The following is a 25,078-nucleotide window of genomic DNA, read 5'->3' on the forward strand; positions in this document are numbered from 1 at the left end:
ATAGATTTTTACTTATGCAAACTAGATATATCTTATCAATAAGTTTGTTTTTTAAAAAAAAATATTCAAAGTAAGTAACTGTTTTCTATAATAAAGCCAGAAAAGGGATTTAATCATTAATCTTACTTATTATCACGTTGCAAATGATGTTCCAGAAATAAGTCCAGATATTGCAGTTGTAATAGATGTTTTAAGAGCCACAACTACAATTTCTTGGGCTTTAAAAAATGGAGCTGACTCAATACAAGTATTTGCAGATTTAGACTTGTTGAAAGAATCTGCGAATAAATGGCATTCTCATCAGAGAATAATGCTTGGAGAGAGAGGGGGCAAGAAAATTGAAGGATTTGATTTAGGTAATTCTCCTTTATCAGTTACGAAAAAAGTAGTTAAAGGTAAAAGACTATTTATGAGTACGACTAATGGTACTAAATCGCTACAAAAAGTTCAAAATGCAAAGCATTTATTTGCTATGGGACTTCCAAATAGAAGAGCAGTTGCAGAAAAAATTATCTCATTAAAAAGTGAAAATGTTCTAATACTTGGGAGTGGCTGGGAAGGTTCATATTCGCTTGAAGATTCTTTAGCTGCTGGTGCACTGGCCTCATACTTGGAAAGAAACTGTGAATTTGAAGTTAATATTATTAATGACGAATTACAAGCTGCTTTGGCTCTTTGGAATTCTTGGAAAAATGATATTATGAAATGTTTAAAAACTGCAACTCATGGTAAAAGATTGACAAACCTTGGTAATTATGAAGAAGATTTTAAATGTTGCTCTGAACTTGATTGCTTAGATATTGTTCCTGCTCAAGTTGAAAGAGGTGTAATTCGTGCCTCATAATTTACGAATTAATTTATCAGGAGTAATGTTTTGACTGATTTTTTGGTAGCTGCATTGCAAATTACGAGTACTTCAAATTTCGAAGCGAATTTTGTTGCAGCAGAAGAACAGATTGAGGTAGCAGCTAGAAGAGGCGCTGAATTAATCGGATTACCTGAGAATTTTGCCTTTTTGGGAGGAGATGATGAAAAACTTAGATTAGCCTCTGAACTATCAATAAAGTGTACAAATTTCCTCAAAACCATGGCACAAAGATATCAAGTATTTCTGTTGGGAGGAGGATATCCTGTTCCTGCTGGAGATGATAGTCATACTCTAAATAGGTCAGCACTCTTTGGAAGGGATGGACAGGTCCTAGCAAAATATGACAAAATCCACCTGTTTGATGTTGATTTACCTGACGGGAATTTATATAAGGAATCGTCTACTATTCTTTCAGGAGAAGAATATCCTCCAGTTGTAGATGTTCCTGGTTTATGCAAGGTTGGATTATCAATTTGTTACGATGTTAGGTTCCCTGAACTTTATAGATATTTGTCTGCGAATGGTGCGGAGTTAATTATGATTCCAGCAGCTTTTACAGCATTTACTGGGAAAGATCATTGGCAAATCCTATTACAGGCAAGAGCGATTGAAAATACAGCATATATAGTTGCTCCAGCGCAAACTGGAATTCATTACGGAAGAAGGCAAAGTCATGGCCATGCAATGGTAATCGATCCATGGGGTACCGTCTTGTCTGATGCTGGAAAAACTCAAGGTGCTGCAATAGCACCGGCTGATAAAGAGAGAGTCAAGAAAATTAGGGAGCAGATGCCTAGTCTCAAACATAGAAAAAATAAATTGTTTGCAAACTAATGGCAAAGTTTTTAAATAGTAAACTTTTTCGCTGCTTATCTGTTTTTATATTTTTAAATTCTACGATCTCCCCATTAAAGTCATCTAGTGCTTTAGCTGCATGGGAGTTAGATAATAATGGGGTTTTAGAATTAAGAACTAAGTCAAATACAAATTTAAAAGCATACTTTCAAAAGTCTAACCAGATCTTTGGAGATAGATTCTGGATAGATTTCCCAGGAGAATTAAGAAATCCAAGAACAATAAAAGGTAATGGTCCAATCAAAGAAATTAGGTTAGGCAAACCAAAAAAGGGCTCAACAAGACTAGTAATTGAATTTAAGGAAGCAACTGATTTAAGTCCTTTGACTTGGCGATTGATTGGCTTAAATCAAAATAGGTGGAAAATTAAATTATTCAAACCAAAATATCCATTTAAGAAAATAAGTGAAGGAGTTGTGGAAAAGAGCATAAGAAATGTTAAGGCAAATCAAAAATCAACTTATATAAAGAAGAGAGGTCATGATTCATTGCAATTGCCCAACGTAAAACAAAATAAATATTCCGTTGTTATAGATCCAGGACATGGAGGACCTGATCCAGGCGCAATAGGGATTGGAGGTTTAAGAGAAACAGATATTGTACTAGAGGTTGCCAAAATAGTTGAAAAGTTACTTTCTGAGAAAGGTGTCAAAGTAAGGCTAACTAGAAAAAATGAAGTCGATTTGGATTTAGCTCCAAGAGTTTCCTTCGCTAACAGGATAGATGCAGATATCTTTGTAAGTATTCATGCAAATGCTTCAAGAGGAAAAAGGAGGGATATTAATGGATTAGAGACTTTTTACTATAGAGGGTGGAGAGGTCGACTACTTGCTAAAAGAATTCAAAAAGAAATTCTAAGAGTTTCTCCTGGGAGTCCTGATCGAGGAGTTAAACAAGGTAGATTTTATGTAATTAAAAATACTAAGATGCCTGCAGTTCTTGTGGAAATTGGTTTTTTAACAGGAAGATTAGATGCGAGAAGATTAGAAAAGACTACCCATCGTAAAAGAATTGCTTATGCAATTTCGAAAGGCATTCTTGAATATCTTTCTAAAATAAGGTGAAACTCAAAGTAGGTATATTTGACAGTGGTATAGGTGGTTTTACTGTCCTTAATTCTTTACTTAAAACTCGTAAAGATGTTGAAGTTTTTTATTTAGCTGATACAAAGAGAATTCCCTATGGGAATAAAAATCCTAAAGAGATAAGAATAATTGCAAAAGAGATTTGTACTTTTTTTGAAGACAAGAATTTAGATGCACTTTTAATAGCTTGTAATACAACAAATGCATGTGCACTAGATATTATAGAAAAATACTTAAGTATTCCTTGTTTTGACCTTATAAACTCAGTCTCAGAAATAGTTAATAAACAAATAATTGGTGTCTTGGCAACACCAACAACAGTTAAATCATCATATTACAAAAATTCTATTAGTTCTAAAAAAGCAAATTTGAAAATATTTCAACAAGAATGTCCAGAATTTGTATCAGAAATTGAAAAAGAAAAGCTAAATTTTGATAAGTTAGATTACTTTTCGAATTTGTATCTCGGACCTCTATTAAATAAAAATATTGAAGAATTAATACTTGGATGTAGTCATTATCCTTTAATTTATGACTTTTTAAGAAATAAAATTGACTCAAATATAAAAATCATTGATCCAGCAGAAGCGTTAATAAAAAAATTTAATCAATCTTTTATTAATTCAGAAATTGACGGCTATGAAAGTATTTCTAGAGATAATATAAAATTCTTTGTTACTTCAGATAAAGATAAATTTTACAGAAAAATTAAAATTTGGCTTGAAATTAATAAAGAAATTAGGTTGGTTAACCTCACAAGCAATGTTTGATTCCTTAATATATATGAGAGGTCAATCATGAACACAGTAACAGAACTACTACAACCAGTTGAAAATGATCTTGATGATCTTATTCTTGAACTGAAAAATCTAATTGGAGCTGGTCATCCAATTCTTCAAGCGGCAGCAGAGCACTTATTTAGTGCTGGAGGAAAAAGACTGAGGCCTGGAATAGTTTTGTTGATTTCAAAGGCTATATCCCCAGAATTGATTCTAAAAGATAAACATAAAAGACTTGCTGAAATAACTGAAATGATTCATACAGCATCATTAGTTCACGATGATGTTGTTGATGAGGCTTCTACGAGAAGAGGTGTTGATACTGTTCATAGTAGATTTAATACTAGAGTAGCTGTATTGGCCGGTGACTTTTTATTCGCTCAAGCAAGTTGGCACTTGGCAAATCTTGATAATGTAAATGTTGTTAAATTACTTAGCAGGGTAATAATGGATTTAGCTGAAGGTGAAATCAAGCAAAATCTAAATAGGTTCGATTCTGCTCAATCATTTTCTAAATACATAAACAAAAGTTACTGTAAAACTGCATCTTTAATAGCTAATAGTTGTAAGGCAGCTGGGGTTCTAAGTGATTTAGATGGTGAAAGGTTAAACTCACTTTACGATTTTGGTAAGAATATTGGTTTGGCATTCCAAGTCGTAGATGACATACTTGATTTCACTGGGAATGATAAACAACTTGGGAAACCTGCTGTAAGTGATCTTGCTAGCGGATATCTTACTGCACCAGTTTTATATGCTTTAGAAGAGAATAAGAAACTGTCCGTTCTTATAAATAGAGAACTTGCTGAAAAAGATGATTTGGATAATGCTCTAAGTATCATTATGAACTCTAATGCAATCGAAAGTTCCAGAAAACTAGCTGAGGATTTTGCAATGCTTTCTAAAGAAGCCATAGCTTGGATTCCAGACTCGGAATACAAAAGGGCATTAATGGCTTTGCCAGAATTTGTCCTTGGCCGCATTTATTAAATCTTTAAAAAAATTTACAGCTAAATTATTATTAAAATTTTTGAAAATCACAAATTTTTCGATTAAGTTTATAAAACATATAATTATTTAATGTCATTAGATAAAAAAAATTCAATTAACAATATCCTAGAAGAAAATAGAATTTTTCCACCTTCAAAAGAATTTTCAGAAAACTCAAATATTAGATCTCAAAAAGAATTATTTAGTTTAAAAAAACAAGCACTAGATGATCCAATTCAATTTTGGGAATCTTTTGCAAAATCTGAATTAGATTGGTTCGAGTCCTTTCAAACTGTACTGGATACCGATAATGCACCATTTTTTAAATGGTTTAAAGAAGGAAAACTCAATATTACATATAACTGCTTAGATAGGCATATTAAACAAGGACTTGGAGAGAAAACTGCACTGATATGGGAAGGCGAACCTGGAGATAGTAAAAAATATACTTATAAAGAACTTCTAAAAGAAGTCTGTAAAGCGGCAAATGCATTGAAAGCTATTGGAGTAAAAAAAGGAAATTTAGTATGTATTTATATGCCAATGATTCCTGAAGCAATGTTTGCGATGTTGGCTTGTGCAAGAATTGGAGCTCCACATTCAGTTGTCTTTGGGGGATTCTCTTCAGAAGCTTTAAAAGATAGATTAATTGATGGAAATGCTAAATTTGTTATCACTGCAGATGGTGGATTTAGAAAAGATAAGGTGATCGAGCTTAAAGAAGCTGTTGATAAGGCAATTGTAAGTGGGGCAGATAAAGTCGTTGAAAAAGTAATCGTTGTTCAAAGAACTAAAAAAAATATTTCTATGGTAGAAAATAGAGATTTTTGGTGGCACGAATTATTAAAAGATCGCAAAGATTGGTGTGAGCCTGAAATTATGAAAAGCGAAGATAGACTTTTTATTCTTTATACTTCAGGCTCTACGGGAAAACCTAAAGGTGTAGTTCACACTACGGGTGGTTATAATCTTTGGACACATTTGACCTTTAAATGGATTTTTGATTTAAAAGACGATGATATTTACTGGTGTACTGCTGATGTTGGTTGGATTACAGGCCATAGTTATATAGTCTATGGCCCCTTATCTAATGGCGCTACAACTCTAATGTTTGAGGGAGTACCAAGACCTTCTAATTTAGGAGCTTTTTGGGAAATTGTTCAGAAATATAAGGTTTCCATTTTTTATACTGCGCCAACTGCGATAAGGGCATTTATGAAGTCTGGTCGAGAAATTCCTGATAAATATAATCTTGAGAGTCTTAGACTTTTGGGTACTGTTGGAGAACCAATCAATCCCGAAGCTTGGATATGGTACAAAGATGTAATTGGCAAAAATAAATGCCCCATAGTCGACACATGGTGGCAAACTGAAACTGGCGGCGTAATGATAAGCCCTTTGCCAGGAGTGGTTCCAACAAAGCCAGGTTCTGCTACTTACCCGTTACCTGGAATTGAAGTTGAAGTTGTTGATAAGAATGGGAATAAGGTAATGGAGAACGAGGGTGGTTATTTAATTATTAAGAAGCCTTGGCCAGGAATGATGAGAACAATTCATGGTAACCAACAGAGATACTTGGAGAGTTATTGGGAATATATTTCTTTTAAAGGAGAAAAGAATGTTTATTTCGCTGGAGATGGAGCACGTATTGATAAAGATGGATACATATGGATTATGGGGAGAGTTGATGACGTTATAAGTGTCTCAGGGCATCGGTTAGGAACTATGGAAATAGAATCAGCTTTGGTTAGTCATAAATCAGTTGCGGAAGCTGCTGTTGTAGGGAGAAGAGATGATTTAAAAGGTGAAGTAATAGTCGCTTTTGTCTCTTTAGAAAAAAATGTTAATACTTCTTCAGAATTAGAAGATGAATTAAAGAAACATGTTGTTAAAGAAATTGGAATTATTGCCAAGCCAGAAAAAATTATAATTTCTGAATCTCTCCCAAAAACACGAAGTGGGAAAATTATGAGGAGAATTTTGAGATCTTTAGCTGCTGGAGAAAAAATAAGTGGTGATATTAGTACTCTTGAAGATAGTTCTGTGTTGGAAAAGTTGAAAGAAAAATCTTAATCGCATTCATCAATTAAATTTGAAATTTTTTTTATAGTATTCCTTTTTAAATCATCGTCTGCCCAATCTCCTAAAAAATTTTCTCTTAGTCCTGCACTTGCAATAATAGTGTGAGTTCCTTTTAAGATTATCCCCTGAGAATCGTCTTCTTTTCTTGCTTTAAGACAAGAAAATAATTTATCTGTTTGATCTAATTCGTCTGATTTGAATTTTATTAGGAAGTTATTTTTTTGACTATAAGTTTTTTCAATTATCCGTAAAGTCTTTTCTGGACTTGGGCTGAATTCACTCCTGAATTCTAATTTTTGAGCAAGCTGTTTCAATAATGGAATTGATTTGCTTGCACTAAAGTTATTGAAACTAATTGATATAAATTTTTCACAATTCCTTCCACCATCAGGAGAAATTAAGTGAAGTTTGCAGCCTAGGCTATGACCAATTCTTATTGAAGGAATTGATGAACCTATTCTTTTAGATAAGGACATTCTGCAATTTTTAAAATCCTTCCATGCCTTAATGGCAATTTGTTGGTGGTCAAATTGTGGAGTGTACTTGTATGCGTGTACTGCATAATTTTTATGAATTAGGCTCTCTATGAATCTTCTATAGGTTAAATCTGGTTTAGAAGCTAAATAACTTCCACCGATAAATTCCACAATTTTCTTGGGTCTTGAAGGCCAATAACAAAAATTGTTAAATTGATATTTTGTAAAAGTCATTTTTATAAGTTTATTTTTTTAATCTAAAAATGTTTTAAGGCTTATTTTCTTTTAAATTTGTTTAATTAATATTAATTTAAAAGAAATTCTTATGAAATGCGTCAAGATAAATGAAAGTGTCTTCAGCTAATTGGAACTATTTAAAAAAAAAGAATTAAATCAATTAGATTTTCTTCAGGGCCAAATTAATAGTAAACCTTCTGAAAAAAGTGTTACTAATCAAAATAAAAAAATTAAAAAAATTTTAATTATTGATACTGAAACAACAGGTTTAGATGAAAATAAAGATGAAGTTATAGAAATAGGTGGTATTTTATTTGATGTATCTTTTAAATGTGTACTTTCACAGGTCTCATTTTTATTACCAGTAAATAATAATGAAGCTGAAGATGTAAATGGTATATCTCCAGAAGTAACTAATATCTCACAACCGTGGGAATATGGGTTGAATTTCTTTTTGAAACTTGTTGATTCTTCCGATTTGATAGTCGCGCATAATGTAGAGTTTGATAAGAAATGGTTTGGCAAAGGAAGATTGCCCAAACTTAATAAAAAATGGATATGCAGTTTAGAGGATATTAATTGGTCTTTTCAAAAATCACTAAAAAATAGACCTTCAGTAACTGATTTGGCTTTATCTTTTTCAATACCTGTTTGGAATTTACATAGAGCTTTATCTGATTGCTTTTACATATCTGAGGTCTTCAAAAAATGCGACAATTTAGAAGAACTTTTACTTAAAGCAACTGAACCGAGGTTTTTATATAAGGCATTGGTTAGTTATGAAGATAGGTCTTTAGCTAAAAATGCTGGTTTTAGATGGAATAGTCCTGTGCAAGGAGCTTGGTCAAGAAAATTAACTACTGAAGAGGCAGAAAATCTTGATTTTAGAGTTGAGATTTTAAATTGATATTTAATTAATTTTTGTCTAAGAAGTTATCTAGTGCGTTTTACAGGGCATCCATTTATTACCCATTTTATGTGCTCCGACACATCCGTATTTTGAAGCAGCCTTTTCAGCTTCTTGTTTAGTATTAAATAGATCTAAAGTAAGATTTTCTTTTTTTGAATTAGAAATTTGTTTGGAATGTCTATGATGATTACTTTGAGAACTAGGTGAATACTCCCATACTCCCATAGTAGTAACCCCAGCAGAGATAATTCCCATCCCAACTACTGATAAATTCACTATCCCCATTGCTACCGCACCAAAAGAAAATACACCCATTGGAACTACTCCAATACTTATTACTCCCATTGGCACTATTCCAACTGAAACGATTCCAAGGGGTGCTATTCCAAAAGCAATCTTTTTTGGTTTTGTACCACAATGTTGATTATTATTATTTTTAATAATTCCCAATGGTTTTTCTAAATGTTAAATTAAAATTATCTCATAGAACAATCAATCAAAATTTAATTTCTTTTAAAATAAAAAATTTTGAATTATTTCACAGAACTTTGAATAACTTAAAAAATCTTAGAGGAACGGTAGACCTATTACCTAATCAATTAATAAAGTGGCAAAATGTTGAGAAAATTGTTTTGGAGCAACTTTCAAGAGCATCTATCAAAGAAATAAGAACACCAATATTAGAAATGACTGAGTTATTTATAAGAGGAATAGGTGAAGGAACTGATGTTGTCAGTAAGGAAATGTATACATTTCTAGATAGAGGAGAGAGGTCTTGCACTCTTAGGCCTGAAGGGACTGCCTCTGTCGTACGAGCATTAATACAAAATGGAATGTCCTCTAATCCTCTTCAGAAACTTTGGTACATGGGCCCTATGTTTAGATATGAAAGGCCTCAAGCAGGGAGGCAAAGACAGTTTCATCAGTTAGGTGTTGAGTTTGTAGGATATGAATCAGTGAGAAGCGATGTTGAAATTATTGCTTTGGCTTGGGATATCTTAGGAAAATTAGGAATTAAAGAACTTAATCTTGAAATAAATACCTTGGGCGACCAAGATGATAGATTGAAATTTCAAAAATCTTTTTTAGGATGGCTAGAAAAAAATAAAAATTCTTTAGATTTAGATTCTCAGAATAGGATTAATAAAAACCCTTTAAGAATTTTAGACTCTAAGAATATTCAAACAAAGAAAATCCTCGCAAATGCCCCAAGACTATTTAATTTCTTGTCTGAAAAAAGTCAAAAAAGATATTCTGAATTAAAAAATCAATTAGATAGTTTAAAAATACCTTACTTGGAAAACCATAATTTAGTGAGAGGTTTAGATTATTACAACCATACAGCCTTTGAAATTACTAGTGGTGCTCTAGGATCACAAGCTACAGTTTGCGGAGGAGGAAGATATGACGATTTAATAAAACAAATGGGGGGTGCAAACACTCCTGCAATTGGATTCGCGATTGGTTTAGAAAGATTAATTCTACTGGCAGGGAAAGAGCTTGAAGTTCCAAGAAATACCGATATTTATATTATTAATCAAGGTTTAATTGCTGAAACGTTAGCCATAGATTTATCTAGAAAATTAAGAAATTATGATTTATTGGTCGAATTAGATTCAAGTGGATCCTCTTTTTCTAAACAATTTAAAAAAGCTAATAAACTAAAATCCAAAAGTATTATAGTAATAGGTGATGATGAGGCAGCTAAAAAAGAATTTATTATTAGATTGTTTGATAAATCAAGTGATGGAAATAAAGAAGAGGTTATATCTTTTGAGAATAATACTAAGTTGGAAAATTGGCTAAATAATAACTTACTTTTAAAGTGATGATAATAGGATTAACGATAATTTTTATTTTTATAATAATTTTCTACCATTGGAAAAATTTTATTAAATTCTGTAGGAAAAAAAAAGTTATTAAGTCAAATAATTTAACAACCTTTAATAAGAAAAATCTCAATAATTGGATGAATTTAACAAAAAAAGAAAGATATAATTTATCTAAACAAGACTCAATTACATATTTGGATAAAAGAAGAATTCTTTTGGCTGAAATTAGAAAAGAATATAAAAATATATCTCAAGTAAATTCTAAGAAGAGCATAAATCAAAAATAACTATGGAAAATTGCTGGACTTCTAACAAACCCATAAATGGATTGAGACATTTTGTTTTGGTTAATGAGACGAAAGAAAAAGGGAATATGATTTTTTTGCTGGTTTCAGTTATTGATTCTGAAATTAATTTAAAAGTTACGTATGGTGAATTAATAAATAGTGGAAATTGGAAAAAAGGATGGCTTAATCTTACTAAGATTGAATCGATTACTAAAGAATATGCTGATTATAAAATCTGCAAAAAAGTGGAAGGTATAGATGAGATATTCGTTAACCAAGATTCTTTATTTAATATTTCTTAATTTGATATATATCTTTTAAATCATTTTTCTCTATAAATACTAGGTTTTTTCTTACTTAATAATTATTTATAAAATTTACCCCTTTCAAAAAAATAAAATAAACGTTATCAAGGATTAACAATATTTACTTAATTCATGTTAGGAGATATCTGGATCTCTTCTGAGTTGACCGCAGAAAAATTAGGAATAACTGAAATTAAACTTTCTTTTTTACGTGAAAATGGAATACTAAAACCTGGAATTCATTGGAAAAGCTCTCCGCTGGGTCAGAAAAAACCTTGGAAACCTAAAGCGCTTTATAATATAAAAGTGTGCAGTAACATTATTAATAAATTTTATTTTGAAGAAAACGATAATATTGCAGCCTAAAAAATATATTTTTTAAAGATAAATATACATTTGTTATGTAAAATTTCTATTCGATTAGATTTTCATCCTTACACTCGATTAGGGTATTTTGCAAAGTTGGATATAAGTTAATCATTTTTATATATTGTTGTGATTTTCTATAAGATTTTGCTGCTTTTTTGTAATGAACTTCCGATTTCATTTCTAGTGAAATTTTTCTAGAAGACTTTTGAGAAGTAGTCATGATGTTTTATGTCTTAACCCCTTTTTAATAATTGTTTGAGAATGAGGCAATAAATAAAATGACTTAATGAAACAAAACATCATTTAATGTCAGCAAAAAGAAATTTATTAAACATATTTGAATTGAAAAATGCTGATCTCTTTTGCGAAACTTATATTTCTTAGAATAATATTTCTTCATTAAATCTACCTTCTTTGCTCTTTAGATAGCCCGAGTAAGGTTTTTTGTTAATCAATAGCTAGGATTACTAACCTTTACAATTTTGTTATGAATTCAACTGTTTGGTGAAATATAAAGTATTCTCAAAACGTTTAAGCTAATCAATTCCTAAATGCAAACCTATGGAAACCCAGATACCACCTATGGATGGTGGGCTGGTAACTCAGGTGTAGCAAATCGCTCAGGAAAATTCATTGCTGCTCATGTAGCTCATGCAGGATTAATTGTTTTCTGGGCGGGTGCGTTCACCCTTTTTGAACTTTCACGATTCGACCCAAGCGTCCCAATGGGTCATCAACCTTTAATCGTTCTTCCTCATTTAGCAACTCTTGGAATAGGGTTTGATGCTAATGGCGTTGCGATGGGAGATACTAAGCCTGTTCTAGCTATAGCAATAGTTCACTTAGTTTCTTCTATGGTTTTAGCAGCCGGGGGACTTTTACATTCTTTATTGCTTCCTGGGAATTTAGAAGATTCTGATGTTGCAAGAGCTAGAAAATTCAATATTGAATGGGATAATCCTGACAAATTGACATTTATTCTTGGCCATCATCTAATTATTCTTGGTTTCGCAGTTATAGCTTTTGTTGAATGGGCAAGGGTTCATGGAATTTATGATCCAGCTATTGGTTCTGTAAGACAGGTTGAGTATGAATTAAATTTGGCCAAAATTTGGAATCACCAAACAGACTTTTTGACTATTGATAGTCTTGAAGAAGTAATGGGAGGTCATGCTTTCCTTGCCTTCGTTGAAATTACTGGTGGTGCTTGGCATATTGCTACTAAGCAAGTTGGTGAATATACCAAATTCAAAGGTAAAGGACTTCTCTCCGCAGAAGCTGTTCTATCTTGGTCTCTTGCCGGAATAGGCTGGATGGCTATTATTGCAGCCTTCTGGAGTGCAGCTAACACAACAGTTTATCCTACCGAGTTCTTTGGTGAACCACTTGAACTGAAATTTAGTATTTCTCCTTATTGGGTTGATACTGTTGATCTTCCTGATGGTGAATACACTTCAAGGGCGTGGCTAGCTAATGTTCATTACTATTTTGGCTTCTTCTTTATTCAAGGTCATCTATGGCACGCTTTAAGAGCACTAGGCTTTGATTTCAAGAGAGTAACAAACGCTATCAGTAATATTGATAGTGCAACAGTAACTCTTAAAGATTAATCCTTAAATTTCATTACTAATATCAAAGGGCTCCTGTTTAGGGAGCCTTTTTTATTTGAAAAATTTTGTTTATTAATTTAGATTTATAATTATATGTTTTTGAAATCATTGAATATTTTTTCTCTACAGAATAAAGATATTTTTTCAAATTCTCTTTTAATAAGTTTTCTGGGATTATTAATTATATTTTTTTTATTGATATTTGGGAGGAAATTTAAACTGGCTGTTCAACTTGAGAGATTTGGATTGCCAATAGCAGTTATATCAGGAATTTTTGGTATATCTATAGGTCCCTTCGGAGCAATACACTTTTTGCCAAAAGAAATAATCAATGTTTGGAGTAATTTCCCTACTCCTCTTCTATCATTAGTCTTTGCAACTTTGATGATGGGAAGACCTATTCCAAATATAAATGGTTTAGTTAAACCAATTTTTAATCAATTTCTACTAGCTCTTTCTCTAGGTTTCGGACAATTTTTTGTTGGCGGTTTAGTTGTTAAATATTTTTTACCTCCATCTATGGATGCAAATCCTCTAATGGGATGTTTAATAGAGGTTGGTTTTGAAGGTGGTCATGGTGCTGCATCAATAATTGGCGAAAGTTTTAATAAACTTGGTTTCCCAAATGGTTTAGATCTTGGTTTGGCTATGGCAACAATGGGTCTTTTGTCATCATCTATATTGGGTAGCATATTTATTTTTCTTGGGAGAACTTTAGGTCTTTCAGATACTAAGGAAATTATTGAAAAAAAAGATAGTCTAAAAGAAAAAAATAAGACAGGAATTTTTGCAGATTTAAGAATTTTAATAATAAATCTTGGATTCTCAGGTTTGTCAATTTCTTTTGGTGTTTTGCTTCTTAGATTTTTAAGGTATATTTCAAGTCACTTTGGTAATTTTTCGAAGGAAATTATTTTTTCACTTCCTGTATTCCCTTTTATCCTTATAGGTTCCCTACTTATTAGATATATTTTAGAGAAAACTAAAAATACGAAATTAATTTCTAATATCCTGCAAAGGGAGATTGGTATTTTATCTACAGACTTATTGATTTTTACAGCTATGGCGAGTTTAGATATTGCTGTTGTGTTTGATAATTGGATACTAATTTTAGTGTTTACTATTTTTGGTTTATTTTGGAATTTAATTTGCATTGCTTATTTTGCATACTTTATTTTTGATGATTACTGGTTTGAAAAAAGTTTGATAGAGTTTGGAAATTCTACAGGTGTAGTAGCTTCTGGATTACTTCTTTTGAGGCTTGCAGATCCTAAAAACATTTCTAAGACGTTACCAATTTTTACATCAAAACAACTTTTTGCTCAGTTAGTTCTTTCAGGTGGACTATTCACAGTTTTGGCCCCATTACTGATTTCTAAAATTGGACTTGATTATTGGACAGAAATTTGTGCCCTAATTACATTCGCAATTCTTTTTATTGCATTGATTTTTAATAAAGTAGGGATGAAAAATTTTCAATAATAACCCTAGAATGGTTTTAAGCTTATTTTTATTTTGATGTCATTTACTCACTACGATATTCCACCGCAAGAAAATAAAGGGAAGTGGTTTAGGAGTCATTTACTTGGCAGAGAAATTGAACTTGGTGAATTGTATACTCTTGGGTCAAATGATTTGGATTTGCTTATGGCGGAGACTGCAGAAATCAGAAGCGATCTTGACTTTAAGGAAAAAAATATAGGAAAATTTAGGACCGCAGGATATTTTTTGGAGTTAGCAAGAATAATTGAGAAAAGGAAGTTATTGGAAACTTAATTATAGGGAAAATAATTCTTTCTAGAATATTGTTCCCATAAGTCATATTTATACATTAAGGATTTAAATTTTCTATTATTTTCAAAGGTATTTAACCAGTTTCTTATTGAGGGCTCCAAATAATTTGTTCTTTTTTGACTTTCACAAGCAATTTTAAATTGTCTTATAAAAGGCCAAATAGACCAATCAGCGATTGTAGGTTTATCTCCAAAAAAGTATTTATTTTCTGCAAGAAGTTTGTTCCATTTCTTAATAAATTTAATTGCATTTGTAAAATGAAATTCTTCATTACTATTCTGATATCTAGGAGCATATTTAAATCGATCTAAATGATATTTGAATTCATTATCATTTTCATTAATTATTTCAAGAATAGCTTCCTTTTTATTATCAGGAAAATAAATTAATTTAATGTTTTCCTTTTTTGACTCAGAGAGTGCCCATAGGATGATTTCGAGACTTTCTTCAATAACTTCACTATTTTTTTTAATAAGTATTGGAACAGTTTTTGTCTTTGATTTTTTTAGAAAATCTAGGGGTTTATTTTTTAAATCAATTTCTCTTATCTCAACTTTTATTTCACAAATTAATAGGGCCCATCTAGCACGAATAGCATATGGACATCTTCGAAATGAATATAAAATATCTTTTGTCATTTTGTAAAAACTTTTAATTTCTTCTTTTCTTTTAGTATCATCTAGATAGGAACAGAATTAATTTTACAACGAAAATGTCAGGATATGTTTATCTTATTAGAGTTGGAGACCTACATAGAATTGGGAAAACCGATAATCTTGAAAAGAAAATTAAGAAATTAAAACCAGATGAATTATTAACATCAATTTTGACGAAGGAGCCAGAAACTCTTGAAGCAAGGTTACTAAGAAAATATAAGTCGCAAAGAATTCCTGAAACTGGTTATTTGAAGCTTTCTATAAGACAAATTAGAGAATGCAAAAAACAATTTGAATTAAAGGGAAGCTTACCTCACACTTTAGATGCTGAAGTTTCTATTACTCTATTTGCATCTTTTTTATTGTTTTCATTAAGTTCATTGATTTTTTATTATTTAAATTTTGGGTTTGCAAAAGCTATATCTTATTCTTTTGGCATGGCATCTCTACCAATGGTTGTATTATTTATAACAGGTAGTTTTGGAGGATACTTTTCTGAAGATTTATCTCTTTTTTCATTGTTAACTAATCGAATAAAAGGTCTTTTTATAGCAATTGCAATGCTCGCAATGGCTTACTTGATTTTCAATTTAGGTTAAATTTCATAATTACAATTTAAGGCAATTTCAAATGGAACTGATTGGGTCGGTAACTTAAGGATAGTTGAGCATATCTCAGCAATATCTTCTGGTTGTGTCATGCTTGATTTTTCTATTGAAGAGATATTTTGGGCCATTTCTGTATTAACCCAGCTTGGGCAAATTGCTGAAATTCTTATATTTTCATCCCAACCTTTATTTCTCATTGTTTGGCATAATCCCATCAAAGCAAACTTTGAAGAAGAATATGCGGCTAAATCCCCTTTAGATCTTTTCCCACTCATTGAAACTAAAACGATAATTCTTCCTTTGCCTGATGCACATAAATGATCCCAAGAAAGCCTACATAAATTCCAGATTGCTAAAAAATTGATATTAAGAGTATTCATAATGTCTTCTTCATCACCATCTTTGAATAAGAAAGGAACTTTCGATAATACTCCAGAACAATTAATTATTGAATCAAATCCCCCAAACTTATCTAAAGTATTTTTTATCCAATTTTCGGCTGTGAATTTTTTTAATGCATCATAGTGGTTGACTATTATTCTCCCTTTTGGCCATTTTTTTGGATCAATAAAGCTTCCTTTTAAAGATTCTAAATCTCGAATACCAACACTAATTCTATTGCCTTCTTTTAATTCTTTATGTGCAATGTTTAGTCCAATACCCCTATTAGCTCCACTTATTAATATGGTTCTCATTTTTAAACTATATATTAGGAAATATTATCCTAACCAACATCTTAAATTCTCTACCATGCATAATCATCAGACCTTTCTTTACACTCCATGGAGCCTTTAAAAACATTATGCACATTGCGTATACAATCTCTCTTAAAGATAAAGTATCAGTGAGAAAACCATACCATTGATTTTTAGGTAATTTGAAAAAACTGCCAAAAAATTCTCTAAGAAGTTTCTCGTCAAATCTCATGAGTTTTTCTAATCCAAATTGGTAAAGTGATTTCTTTCTAATTAATTCTTTTGACCATAAAGTTTCCCAACCTTTTCTGGCAATATGATAAGTGCTAAGATTTTTGTTTTTAATTGCTTCTGATACTGCTTTTGCAACAAGTGGAGCTCTTCTTAAAACATTACCAATTAAGTATCCAGATGCAGGATGCACCATTGAAGCAGCACCACCATATCCAAGTATTTGCTGTTTGAAATCTGGAATAGGCATATTCATTGGTAGAAACAAACCGAGCTCTTCGTGTTGCATGCTTGTGATGGATATATCTCGATAAGATAGTCTTTTCTCAAGTCTCTCTTTTAAATTTTCCATTGTTAGAGGATTTACTAAACCAAGTGATGTTTCTTCTAGAAAATATTTCCCATTCCCCATATCCATGGCATAAAGAAAAGTGGGAGGTTCCTTTTTTTGCTCTTCATTAAGATGGTCATTTCTATAGTCCATTAGTACAAACTGCCCTTTTTTAAGTGGAGGCTTACTAAAATTACCCACTATCCCGTAACAAGTTTGAACTGCTAAAGGACCACATGATTTTAATTTAAGAAAAACAGGGTCATATCCTGTTGCATCTACTACTAATCTTGCAGAGTAAGTCTTGCCATCTTTTGTTGTTACTGTACTTTTGTATTTGTCAAAATGTATTTCATCTGCAAAGCCTTGATGCCATTTTATGAAAGATTTATTGCATTCATTAAACCAAAAATTGTGGAGTTTCTTTTTATCAAACAGTCCATAATCTAATGAATGTTCCGTAGCTTTATTCTCGTCATCTTGTTCTTCTAAAGCGCCATGCCCAAAAAAACTTACAGTATTTTTCCATCTATATTCAAGTAGATCCTGAAGCCCAAGTTGATCAACTTCTTTCCCCCAAATACCATAAGTGTTTGGCCATGGTTCATCTGGACCATTTGGAGAAAGCACTTCAACATCTAATTTTTCCTTCCCTAAAGCTGATGCAATTGCCATACCTGCAGGCCCTGCACCCAAAACAAGAACATCTGGCATTCTTTCTATTGACATTAAATATAAATCTTAAGATTAATGAAATTTATGGAACAAAGTAATATTTCTGCTACTGGCTTTTTATACTTCATCCAATACTCATAATTAAAGTAGATTTATACTAATCAAATTAGTCATTTACTAGTGACTAATTTTCCAGTGTTTTAACAATAATTTATAAGATTACAAAATAAAAAAACTTATGTAATTTTTTTTATCATTAAAAAATATATAAGTTTTTAAATGATTAAAAATAAGAATATTTTAATTACTGGAGGAAATTCAGGTATAGGGTTTTTTGCAGTTATTAATTTACTAAAGACTAAAAATAATTTATTTATCATTATTAAATCTGAATTAAGAAAGAAAGAATTTATCAAAAAAATTGAGAAATATTTCGATAAAAATTATCTAAGTAATTATTTAAATATTATTGAAAATTCTGATCTATCTGATCTAGAGAATATTACAAAAATTAAAGATTATTTTGTTAGTAAAAAGATTGTTTTAGATGTAGTTGTTTTAAATGCAGGATTACAATATACAGGTTCTTTTTACCCTAAAGTATCTAAACAAGGGATAGAACTAACTTTTGCAGTAAATCATCTTGCACATTTTTATTTGGTAAACATCTTAAAAGAATTTATTAGAGATAACGAAGATTCTAGAATCATTATTACATCATCTGATGTTCACGACCCCAAAAGCTCAGGTGGAAATATAGGAAAGAGAGCAGGACTTAATAATCTAAATAATTTTAGAAAAAAAATTTCTAGGGAATTTTTAAATTTTAATGCTGATGAATCTTATAAAAATAGTAAGTTATGTAATATTTTATTTGCCAAAGAACTTGCAAAAAAATTAAAAATATCCTCTAGTAAAATTTCTGTAATTACTTGGGCTCCTGGTCTCGTAATACCAAATGATGAATCAGGTTTTTTTAGATATAGTAAACGTTTTAACCTATTTGGATATTTGATTTTTTCTAAAGTCGCAAAAAATATTTTAGGAATTTCTGAAAGTACAGAAAATGCAGGAAAGATACTTTCTGAAATCGTACTTGATTCAAATTTAAATAATATTGGTTTTATGCATTTAAGTAATAAACTTATATCTTTTAAAAAACATAAATTAGTTGAAAGTAATGTGAGTGATGAAGCAAATAGTCCTGAGTTGGCATCAAAACTCTGGATTTTAAGTGAAGAGATTTGCGGATCATTTGGCTTTATTACTTTCAATATTTAAGGTTTGTGTTGGGAATGCAAACTCAATATTATTAACTGCAAATTCCTCAATTATTTTTAAATTTATTGATTGTTGAGCTTCCATTGCAGCAAGATAATTATTTGTTGGTATGTAATAAACAAGTTCGAAATTAAGACTGAAGTCGCCAAAATCTGTGAAATGACATCTATCAAAAGAAGCATCTTTTGTCTCTTCAACTATTTTTTTTATTATTGTTGGAATCAATTTCATAAGTTTTGGTGAGGTTTCATAAACAACTCCCAATTTATGCACTAACCTCCTTTTTTCCATTTGTGCGTAATTTGAAATTATGCCATTTGTTAGTGCGCTGTTGCTCATTACTATTACTTCTCCATTAATACTTCTTATCCTTGAGGATCTTACTCCTACTCTTTCAACCATTCCTAGGACTCCATCAGATTTTATAAACTCACCTTTTTGAAAAGGTTTATCAAGTAAAATTGTTATATATTCGAAAAACTCCTGGACTGGATCTTTCAAAGCCAATCCTGCTCCAATGCCGCCCGCACTTAGTAAAGCCCAAATAGCAGTCATTTGAACACCTATATTTTGTAAGAAAAATATTGAACCAATAGTCCACGTTAATGCTTTTATCAAAGGAGTTAGCGAAGATATCATTGAACTGATTGAGGAATCATTAATTTTCGATGTCGATTCTGTTAAAGATCTTATTAAAACTTTGTTTAGAGCTTTTATAAAAATAATTAATATAAATAATTTCAGGATATTCAATAGAACAGAGATAAAAGTTATTTCATCAGCAAATAAATAGTCAATTGAAAAATAAAATGAAAGGAGAAATCCTATAGGTTTTATAATTCCGGAGATCACCTCGAAAATAAAATCATCAAAATTTGTTTTTGTCTTTTTGGAGATCTTTTTAAAAAATATTTTTGAAAGTTTAGAAATTATTATTGAAAATAAAATTCCAATAATAAAAATAGATATTGCAAGAAGGAAGTTTTCAGTAACTAATTTCATATTCAAAAAAACCTTAAAAATTTATCTCTACTAAAATTTTAAATTATCTCTAAACAACAAACCAGTCTTGATTTTTTTTTAACTAATTATTATGTTTCTAATTTCTTTAAATTCTTTTCTATCCGCAGTTTTGCATAATTCAAAAATTATTGATTCAGTAGTTGTTAAAATTGCCCCCCTCTGAGTCATTCTCTGTAATGCTATTTCGTGATCTAACCTATTCCGACTGCTCATGGCATCTGATATTAGGATAACTTCAAATCCTTTTTGTAAACAATCTAAAACTGTTTGTTGAATACAAATATGCGTTTCGATACCACAAACTATCAAATTTGTAATTTTTTTATTTTTAAGTTCTTTTATAAATTCTGGTATGTTAGCTAGGCTAAATTCCATCTTTTCAATTTTTTTAAAACTTGTTTTAGGTAATGATTCAGGGATTGTTACTCCCAATTTGAGTGGGTTCTGTTCTGATACAATTATGTTTTCCTCTAGAATTTGGTAAGCATTTATAAGATTTTTGATGTTTTTGATTATTGAATCCTTATTAAAAATTGGTTTTATTATTTTTCCCTGAATATCAATAATTAGCAACGCGTTTACTTTTGGCGATATTTTTTTAGAGGAGCTTTCATAATCCTTCATCATTACTATATAAAGTTATATCCAACATAATATTTGGGAGAACTTTAGTAAACATTTTAAATCAAAAAGTTGTTTTACTCTCATCTAAAGTTATTATTGAGAATAGCCATGGGTTAACTTTTGTCATTATCCTCTCAATACAATGTCATTACATCCCCTCTCGGCGATGGTTTACATAAAGATGGGAAGAGGTTAACTCCACAAAGGCTTAAAGTTCTAAATTTGTTTGAAAATATTGGCTCTGGGAAACATCTTAGTGCTGAAGAGGTTCATGAGAAGTTAGTCAAATCAAGTTCCAAAGTCTCACTTGCAACAATTTATAGAACTTTAAGACTTTTAGTGCAAATGGGTTTGCTTCATGAATTGGAGCTTAGTGAAGGAGGACACAGATATGAATTGCTTAGTAACGAGACGCCTGATCATCATCACTTGATTTGTATTAGATGTGGAAGAACAGAAGAATTCGAAAATGACGAAGTTTTAGAAGCAGGAAGAGTTGCAGCAAAAGTTAATGGATTTAAACTAATTGAATCATCTTTAAATGTAAGAGCGATATGTCCTAATTGCATTTAGCAGATTTTATTAACTTAAAGTCCCTCCGCAACTTGATCCTGCACCTGCAGTGCACGCAAAACAATGTTCTTTTACCGCTACGCCGTAGTCAAAAGCGAATGATTCATCCAACAGATCAGAAAGTGTCTTTGGTCCTTTATTCTCTCGGAAATTTATCTGTTGGTTAAAGTCACAATCATAAATTTCTCCTAGCCAATTTACACTAATAGTTTTTTTGCACATAAGATTTTCTAAATTTTTTTCATTAAAATTTTCTTTTAGTAATTTGTAATAAGTATTTAGTTTCCCTTCTCTTCTCAGAGATTCTTCATATCTGTTTATTGGCATATTAGTTATTGTGTATAAACTATTAAAAACAATATTATATTTTTCGAATAGTATTTTTTTATAATCCTTTTCCAATATTTCCTGAGAAGGAGGCAGAATTGGGTTTACCGGATTGTAAACAAGATTTAATTGCAATCCATTGTCTTTCTTTCCATAGCCTAAATCATTAAGAATTTTTATAGCATTGATACTTTTTTTAAAAACCCCAATACCTCTTTGAAACTCAACATTATCTTTTTCGTAACATGGTAGCGAAGCAGTAACTATTACTTTATTCTTTGCAAGAAATTGAGGAATATCTTCATAACCTTCTTCAAAGAAAATTGTTAAATTGCATCTATCAATAATATCAACTTGTTTTGTGCTCAAACTAGCTATTAGGTTTTTAAATTCTGGATGCAGTTCTGGCGCGCCACCTGTTATATCTAAAGTCTTGATTTTGTACTTATCAATTATTTTTGGAATAAGAGATATTATTTCATTAGACATCTTTTCAGTCCTTAGGGGACTTGAATTGACATGACAATGCTTACAAGCCTGATTGCATTTATAACCTATATTGATTTGCAATGTTTCTATAGGTTCTTTGTATATTGAGGGGAATTTTTCTTTCATAAATCTATTATTTATAAATTGTAATTGGAAAATTAAAAAGTCAACTATTTTTTTTAAAGTTTGATCTCTTGTTAGCAAGTTCAATAAACCAACTTATATATTCTTTGGGGCCATTTTGAAAAACCATATCAAACTTTAAGTTGTCATAAACATCACTGATGCCTGTTAAACCACTTTTTTTTGTAGAAGGTCTTTCAACTTCACCAGAACTACTATCTACAAAAATTATTTTATTATTAATACCAAATTCATTACCTAGAATTTGTATAAATTCTAAAAAAGATCTGTCACTCCCTCCTCTCAAATAACTCTTCTCACCATTATTTTTTTTTGATGTTACTGTATCACCAACCCCTACAATTAATGGCATATTTTCTTTTTGAATAGTTCTTTTGCATAAATCAATTTTTCCTGTAATAGAATTTGGAGAGTTTCTAAAATTAAAATTATTTCCAAAAGGAGCTTTACCAGTTTTATCCGCAATAAATTTATTTAAAAGAAATAAAACTCCAGAATCTTTAACTGCGCCTTTAATAAGTAATTGTATATCTGTTGATCCAATATCATCTTTAGAAGAAAGTTTAATTGTTTCTTTACCATTTTTATTTCCTAAATTTGGTGAAATATGGAGGAAAAATGAGTTTTTGAGGCCTTCGGATTCAGCTTTTAAGATGATTTCGTTCATCATTTTTTCAAAACTAATTTGAATAAGCTTTCTTTTATCAGGATTATTATTAACTAAATCAAATAGACTATTGAAATTAATCGTTGGCGAGAAGCGTGTTTCACATATTGATTTTATTGCATGAAAATTTATATCTTCTTGGCTAAGTTCAGGAAAAATATTCCTAACTATAAAATTAAACTTTGGTCTTATTAAACTAGGTACTCTAGATAAAAAATTTAGTTCTTTTTCTGAGACACCTTCAAAACTTATTTCACCGTTGTTGTCTTGATACTCTACTCCACAGGCTGCTAAACCTCTTAAATATAGTTCTTTGTTTTTAGGTTCAGTAGTGCTTCTTAAACTCCTTTCTATTATTCTGTTAACCCCTCTTGGACCTTCATGTTCCCCGCAAGTTAATACAAAGAATTCCTTGGCAAATTCTTTAACTGCATAGATATATTTTGATTCTAGTTCTCTAGTCATAGGATCTTTAACTAAAGGAATACATACTCCGTCAATGTCTTGAATAATTAAGATATTTTTAGAAGAAATTAATAGTTTTTGAAACTTTAAATTACTCGCCATATATTCCATATTTATAATTATTTCTCTTTTAATTTAATTTCTATATTTCATAGGAATTATAAATTAAAAAATTCAATATTTACAATAAATAATTTGCTATGGTCAAGAATTGCTTTAATGTAGAAAAATGTTGGTATGAATTAGAAATTAAAAAATTATCAAGTATTTCCAAAAATGAAGAATAATTTTATAGAAAACATAAATGATGAAAAATATTTTTATTCATTGATTGAAGATATAGAGAACAGCAAAGTTGGGTTCTATAGTGTTGGTTTATATCCTGCATCATTAGCATACAACTGTGCGATGCATAGAAAATCAAATAATATTCTCTTGGCTCCTCGAGAAGATAGAGATTTGTTGGGGGCTTTCTCAAATGATGTCCTTTCTGATATGGATAATGAGACTATTAAAAAGATTAAGAGAATGGGACATTATTCTTCAGAGGGTATAAGAAAGTCTTTTGATCTAAAAGATCTTCTCTTGGAATGTGAGATAGTTATTCTTGCTTCAAACAGTAACCACATACAAGATGATGTTAAACATGCTTTAAAACTAAGAAAAACTTTAAAAAGAGAAAATGTGGTTCTTGGCTGTCTCGTCGGCTCTTTTTGCATTGATAATAAAAACAAGAAACCTTTTATTCTCTGTCATAAATATCCAAATTTAGCTTTTTTTACAGGATTTCATCGTCACGGAGCTTTGCGAAATCCTAATGATAGTTTTACTGCAAATTTCTGCCATCCTGATGCCCTAACTGCTTTAATAGGAGCTCGAATTTTGAATCAATTGTCACCGAAAATCCAAGTTTCTCCTGGAGTGCATAATATTGAATGTCAATATATAAAATCAATAAAAAACATCTCATCCATATTTGCAGGTTTTGTAAATAACTTTCATTCCGATAAGCCAGGAATGCTACCTACTATTAATACGATTTTGTTAACTCAATGTTTGGATCAGGCCGCATCAGTTTCATTACAAGTTAGAAAAGAAAATAAATTAGATAATAAATATATATCATTAAAAGAACTTGGTTATGGTGAAGAAATAATTAGTGCAAAGGAAATAATAGATGATAAATTTTGTGAAAAGGGGGATTATACTTTCTCTCAACTAAATGCTGTTAAGGCTGATGTATTAGGGAGTATGACTCTACCAACTGAAGGAAGACCAACAAGGAATTTTCAGGCAGGACAAGTTTTATCAGATATGCTTTTGCAACTCCAAAGATGTCCAAAGGATGTATCAGAATTTTTAAATTGGTGTAATAAATACTCTCTAAGTCAAGGTGGTTTAGAAGGTCTAAAATCCTTAAAATTTTGGCCAGATATTTATAAAGAATTCAAAATCAGAAATAATAAATGTTCAATGATTAATCTGATTTATTTATGCTTTAATGCTAATTCAGAAGAAAAAAAAGAAATTTATAAGGTTTTAATAAGTTCAGAAGAAATAACTAATTTTTGCCAAGAATCTGTGAAATCTGAATTATCTTTAGAACTAAATGAAAAATTAAAAGGAGATTATATTTTTAATGATGTTGAAATCCTTTACAAGAAATTTTTTATTGGCACAGAAGAAAATGATCTTAAAAAAAATGAATATATCAATCAAATTTTAAAAAAAGATCCAAGTTATATAAATGTATTGAAAATTATTAATAAGTATTTTGATAATTGATTATTTATTTAATTTACTAAAAAGC

General features: G+C 30.6%; 28 protein-coding genes. 18 read left to right on the forward strand and 10 right to left on the reverse strand.

What is annotated here, in order from left to right:
* Positions 1–115 precede the first annotated feature (115 nt).
* From HA144_RS03360 to acs, 6 genes are all read left to right on the forward strand, one after another.
* The gene (locus HA144_RS03360) at positions 116–844 is read left to right on the forward strand and encodes a 2-phosphosulfolactate phosphatase family protein (protein ID WP_209042572.1); all 729 of its coding nucleotides are present in this window, start codon (positions 116–118) and stop codon (positions 842–844) included.
* Between the two features lie 30 nt (positions 845–874).
* Positions 875–1,702, forward strand: coding sequence for a carbon-nitrogen hydrolase family protein (locus tag HA144_RS03365; protein WP_209042421.1), 828 nt, complete (start codon positions 875–877; stop codon positions 1,700–1,702).
* Complete coding sequence (locus HA144_RS03370) at positions 1,702–2,787, forward strand: N-acetylmuramoyl-L-alanine amidase (RefSeq protein WP_209042422.1); 1,086 nt, start codon at positions 1,702–1,704, stop codon at positions 2,785–2,787. Before HA144_RS03365 ends, HA144_RS03370 begins: the two co-directional genes overlap by 1 nt.
* The gene (gene murI / locus HA144_RS03375; RefSeq protein ID WP_209042424.1) at positions 2,784–3,578 is read left to right on the forward strand and encodes a glutamate racemase; all 795 of its coding nucleotides are present in this window, start codon (positions 2,784–2,786) and stop codon (positions 3,576–3,578) included. Before HA144_RS03370 ends, murI begins: the two co-directional genes overlap by 4 nt.
* A gap of 27 nt (positions 3,579–3,605) precedes the next feature.
* Positions 3,606–4,577 (forward strand): solanesyl diphosphate synthase, encoded by a 972-nt coding sequence (gene sds, locus HA144_RS03380; RefSeq protein ID WP_209042426.1) that lies wholly within the window; start codon positions 3,606–3,608, stop codon positions 4,575–4,577.
* A 90-nt stretch (positions 4,578–4,667) separates the two neighbouring features.
* Entirely contained in the window at positions 4,668–6,650 is a 1,983-nt protein-coding gene (gene acs / locus HA144_RS03385) for an acetate--CoA ligase (RefSeq protein WP_209042428.1), read from the forward strand.
* Here acs and HA144_RS03390 read toward each other — a convergent pair.
* Positions 6,647–7,369, reverse strand: coding sequence for a DUF1350 family protein (locus HA144_RS03390; protein ID WP_209042430.1), 723 nt, complete (start codon positions 7,367–7,369; stop codon positions 6,647–6,649). The genes acs and HA144_RS03390 overlap by 4 nt on opposite strands.
* Positions 7,370–7,499: 130 nt before the next feature.
* On the opposite strand from HA144_RS03390, the gene HA144_RS03395 reads away from it, so the two are divergent.
* Complete coding sequence (locus HA144_RS03395; RefSeq protein ID WP_209042432.1) at positions 7,500–8,279, forward strand: 3'-5' exonuclease; 780 nt, start codon at positions 7,500–7,502, stop codon at positions 8,277–8,279.
* A gap of 30 nt (positions 8,280–8,309) precedes the next feature.
* Here the strand turns inward: HA144_RS03395 and HA144_RS03400 are convergent, their stop codons facing one another.
* Positions 8,310–8,732, reverse strand: coding sequence for a hypothetical protein (locus HA144_RS03400; protein ID WP_209042434.1), 423 nt, complete (start codon positions 8,730–8,732; stop codon positions 8,310–8,312).
* A 98-nt stretch (positions 8,733–8,830) separates the two neighbouring features.
* Between HA144_RS03400 and hisS the strand changes: the two genes are divergently transcribed.
* The 4 genes from hisS (at position 8,831) to HA144_RS03420 (ending at position 11,072) form a co-directional block, all read left to right on the forward strand.
* On the forward strand, positions 8,831–10,111 hold the full coding sequence (hisS, locus tag HA144_RS03405; protein WP_209042574.1) for a histidine--tRNA ligase: 1,281 nt from the start codon (positions 8,831–8,833) through the stop codon (positions 10,109–10,111).
* A gap of 140 nt (positions 10,112–10,251) precedes the next feature.
* Positions 10,252–10,401 (forward strand): hypothetical protein, encoded by a 150-nt coding sequence (locus HA144_RS09495; RefSeq protein ID WP_245152807.1) that lies wholly within the window; start codon positions 10,252–10,254, stop codon positions 10,399–10,401.
* 2 nt (positions 10,402–10,403) lie between these two features.
* Positions 10,404–10,703, forward strand: coding sequence for a TIGR02450 family Trp-rich protein (locus HA144_RS03415; protein WP_209042438.1), 300 nt, complete (start codon positions 10,404–10,406; stop codon positions 10,701–10,703).
* A gap of 135 nt (positions 10,704–10,838) precedes the next feature.
* On the forward strand, positions 10,839–11,072 hold the full coding sequence (locus HA144_RS03420; RefSeq protein ID WP_209042440.1) for a hypothetical protein: 234 nt from the start codon (positions 10,839–10,841) through the stop codon (positions 11,070–11,072).
* Between the two features lie 46 nt (positions 11,073–11,118).
* On the opposite strand, the gene HA144_RS03425 is transcribed toward HA144_RS03420, so the two are convergent.
* Positions 11,119–11,295, reverse strand: a complete 177-nt coding sequence (locus HA144_RS03425) for a hypothetical protein (protein ID WP_209042442.1) — start codon at positions 11,293–11,295, stop codon at positions 11,119–11,121.
* A 331-nt stretch (positions 11,296–11,626) separates the two neighbouring features.
* Between HA144_RS03425 and HA144_RS03430 the strand changes: the two genes are divergently transcribed.
* From HA144_RS03430 to HA144_RS03440, 3 genes are all read left to right on the forward strand, one after another.
* Positions 11,627–12,685 carry a chlorophyll a/b binding light-harvesting protein gene (locus tag HA144_RS03430; protein ID WP_011818131.1) on the forward strand — a complete coding sequence of 353 codons (1,059 nt, stop codon included), beginning with the start codon at positions 11,627–11,629 and terminating at the stop codon, positions 12,683–12,685.
* Between the two features lie 93 nt (positions 12,686–12,778).
* Positions 12,779–14,167: a sodium:solute symporter gene (locus HA144_RS03435; protein ID WP_209042444.1), complete on the forward strand. Its 1,389-nt coding sequence runs from the start codon at positions 12,779–12,781 to the stop codon at positions 14,165–14,167.
* 36 nt (positions 14,168–14,203) lie between these two features.
* A complete protein-coding gene (locus HA144_RS03440) occupies positions 14,204–14,461 on the forward strand; it encodes a hypothetical protein (RefSeq protein ID WP_209042446.1) in 258 nt (85 codons plus the stop codon).
* On the opposite strand, the gene HA144_RS03445 is transcribed toward HA144_RS03440, so the two are convergent.
* Complete coding sequence (locus HA144_RS03445) at positions 14,458–15,117, reverse strand: glutathione S-transferase (RefSeq protein ID WP_209042449.1); 660 nt, start codon at positions 15,115–15,117, stop codon at positions 14,458–14,460. The genes HA144_RS03440 and HA144_RS03445 overlap by 4 nt on opposite strands.
* Before the next feature lie 74 nt (positions 15,118–15,191).
* Between HA144_RS03445 and HA144_RS03450 the strand changes: the two genes are divergently transcribed.
* Positions 15,192–15,734: a GIY-YIG nuclease family protein gene (locus HA144_RS03450; RefSeq protein ID WP_209042451.1), complete on the forward strand. Its 543-nt coding sequence runs from the start codon at positions 15,192–15,194 to the stop codon at positions 15,732–15,734.
* Here the strand turns inward: HA144_RS03450 and HA144_RS03455 are convergent.
* Together HA144_RS03455 and crtL are read right to left on the reverse strand one after the other, a co-directional pair.
* Positions 15,731–16,438 carry an SDR family NAD(P)-dependent oxidoreductase gene (locus tag HA144_RS03455; RefSeq protein ID WP_209042453.1) on the reverse strand — a complete coding sequence of 236 codons (708 nt, stop codon included), beginning with the start codon at positions 16,436–16,438 and terminating at the stop codon, positions 15,731–15,733. The genes HA144_RS03450 and HA144_RS03455 overlap by 4 nt on opposite strands.
* A gap of 7 nt (positions 16,439–16,445) precedes the next feature.
* Positions 16,446–17,729, reverse strand: a complete 1,284-nt coding sequence (gene crtL / locus HA144_RS03460) for a lycopene beta cyclase (RefSeq protein WP_209042455.1) — start codon at positions 17,727–17,729, stop codon at positions 16,446–16,448.
* A 225-nt stretch (positions 17,730–17,954) separates the two neighbouring features.
* Between crtL and HA144_RS03465 the strand changes: the two genes are divergently transcribed.
* Positions 17,955–18,956: an SDR family NAD(P)-dependent oxidoreductase gene (locus tag HA144_RS03465; protein WP_209042457.1), complete on the forward strand. Its 1,002-nt coding sequence runs from the start codon at positions 17,955–17,957 to the stop codon at positions 18,954–18,956.
* Here HA144_RS03465 and HA144_RS03470 read toward each other — a convergent pair.
* Positions 18,927–19,958: a mechanosensitive ion channel family protein gene (locus HA144_RS03470; protein ID WP_209042460.1), complete on the reverse strand. Its 1,032-nt coding sequence runs from the start codon at positions 19,956–19,958 to the stop codon at positions 18,927–18,929. The two genes, HA144_RS03465 and HA144_RS03470, sit on opposite strands and share 30 nt — an antisense overlap.
* A 78-nt stretch (positions 19,959–20,036) precedes the next feature.
* A complete protein-coding gene (locus tag HA144_RS03475; RefSeq protein ID WP_209042576.1) occupies positions 20,037–20,603 on the reverse strand; it encodes a hydrolase in 567 nt (188 codons plus the stop codon).
* Positions 20,604–20,723: 120 nt separating this feature from the next.
* Between HA144_RS03475 and HA144_RS03480 the strand changes: the two genes are divergently transcribed.
* Entirely contained in the window at positions 20,724–21,176 is a 453-nt protein-coding gene (locus HA144_RS03480) for a Fur family transcriptional regulator (RefSeq protein WP_209042462.1), read from the forward strand.
* Between the two features lie 9 nt (positions 21,177–21,185).
* Here HA144_RS03480 and arsS read toward each other — a convergent pair whose 3' ends face one another.
* Positions 21,186–22,118 (reverse strand): arsenosugar biosynthesis radical SAM (seleno)protein ArsS, encoded by a 933-nt coding sequence (gene arsS / locus HA144_RS03485; protein ID WP_209042578.1) that lies wholly within the window; start codon positions 22,116–22,118, stop codon positions 21,186–21,188.
* Positions 22,119–22,158: 40 nt separating this feature from the next.
* A complete protein-coding gene (gene stpA / locus HA144_RS03490; RefSeq protein ID WP_209042464.1) occupies positions 22,159–23,379 on the reverse strand; it encodes a glucosylglycerol 3-phosphatase in 1,221 nt (406 codons plus the stop codon).
* A gap of 165 nt (positions 23,380–23,544) precedes the next feature.
* On the opposite strand from stpA, the gene HA144_RS03495 reads away from it, so the two are divergent.
* Positions 23,545–25,053 (forward strand): hypothetical protein, encoded by a 1,509-nt coding sequence (locus tag HA144_RS03495; protein WP_209042466.1) that lies wholly within the window; start codon positions 23,545–23,547, stop codon positions 25,051–25,053.
* Positions 25,054–25,078 lie beyond the last annotated feature (25 nt).

This window comes from Prochlorococcus marinus XMU1404, from assembly GCF_017696175.1.
Lineage (GTDB): Bacteria > Cyanobacteriota > Cyanobacteriia > PCC-6307 > Cyanobiaceae > Prochlorococcus_A > Prochlorococcus_A marinus_X.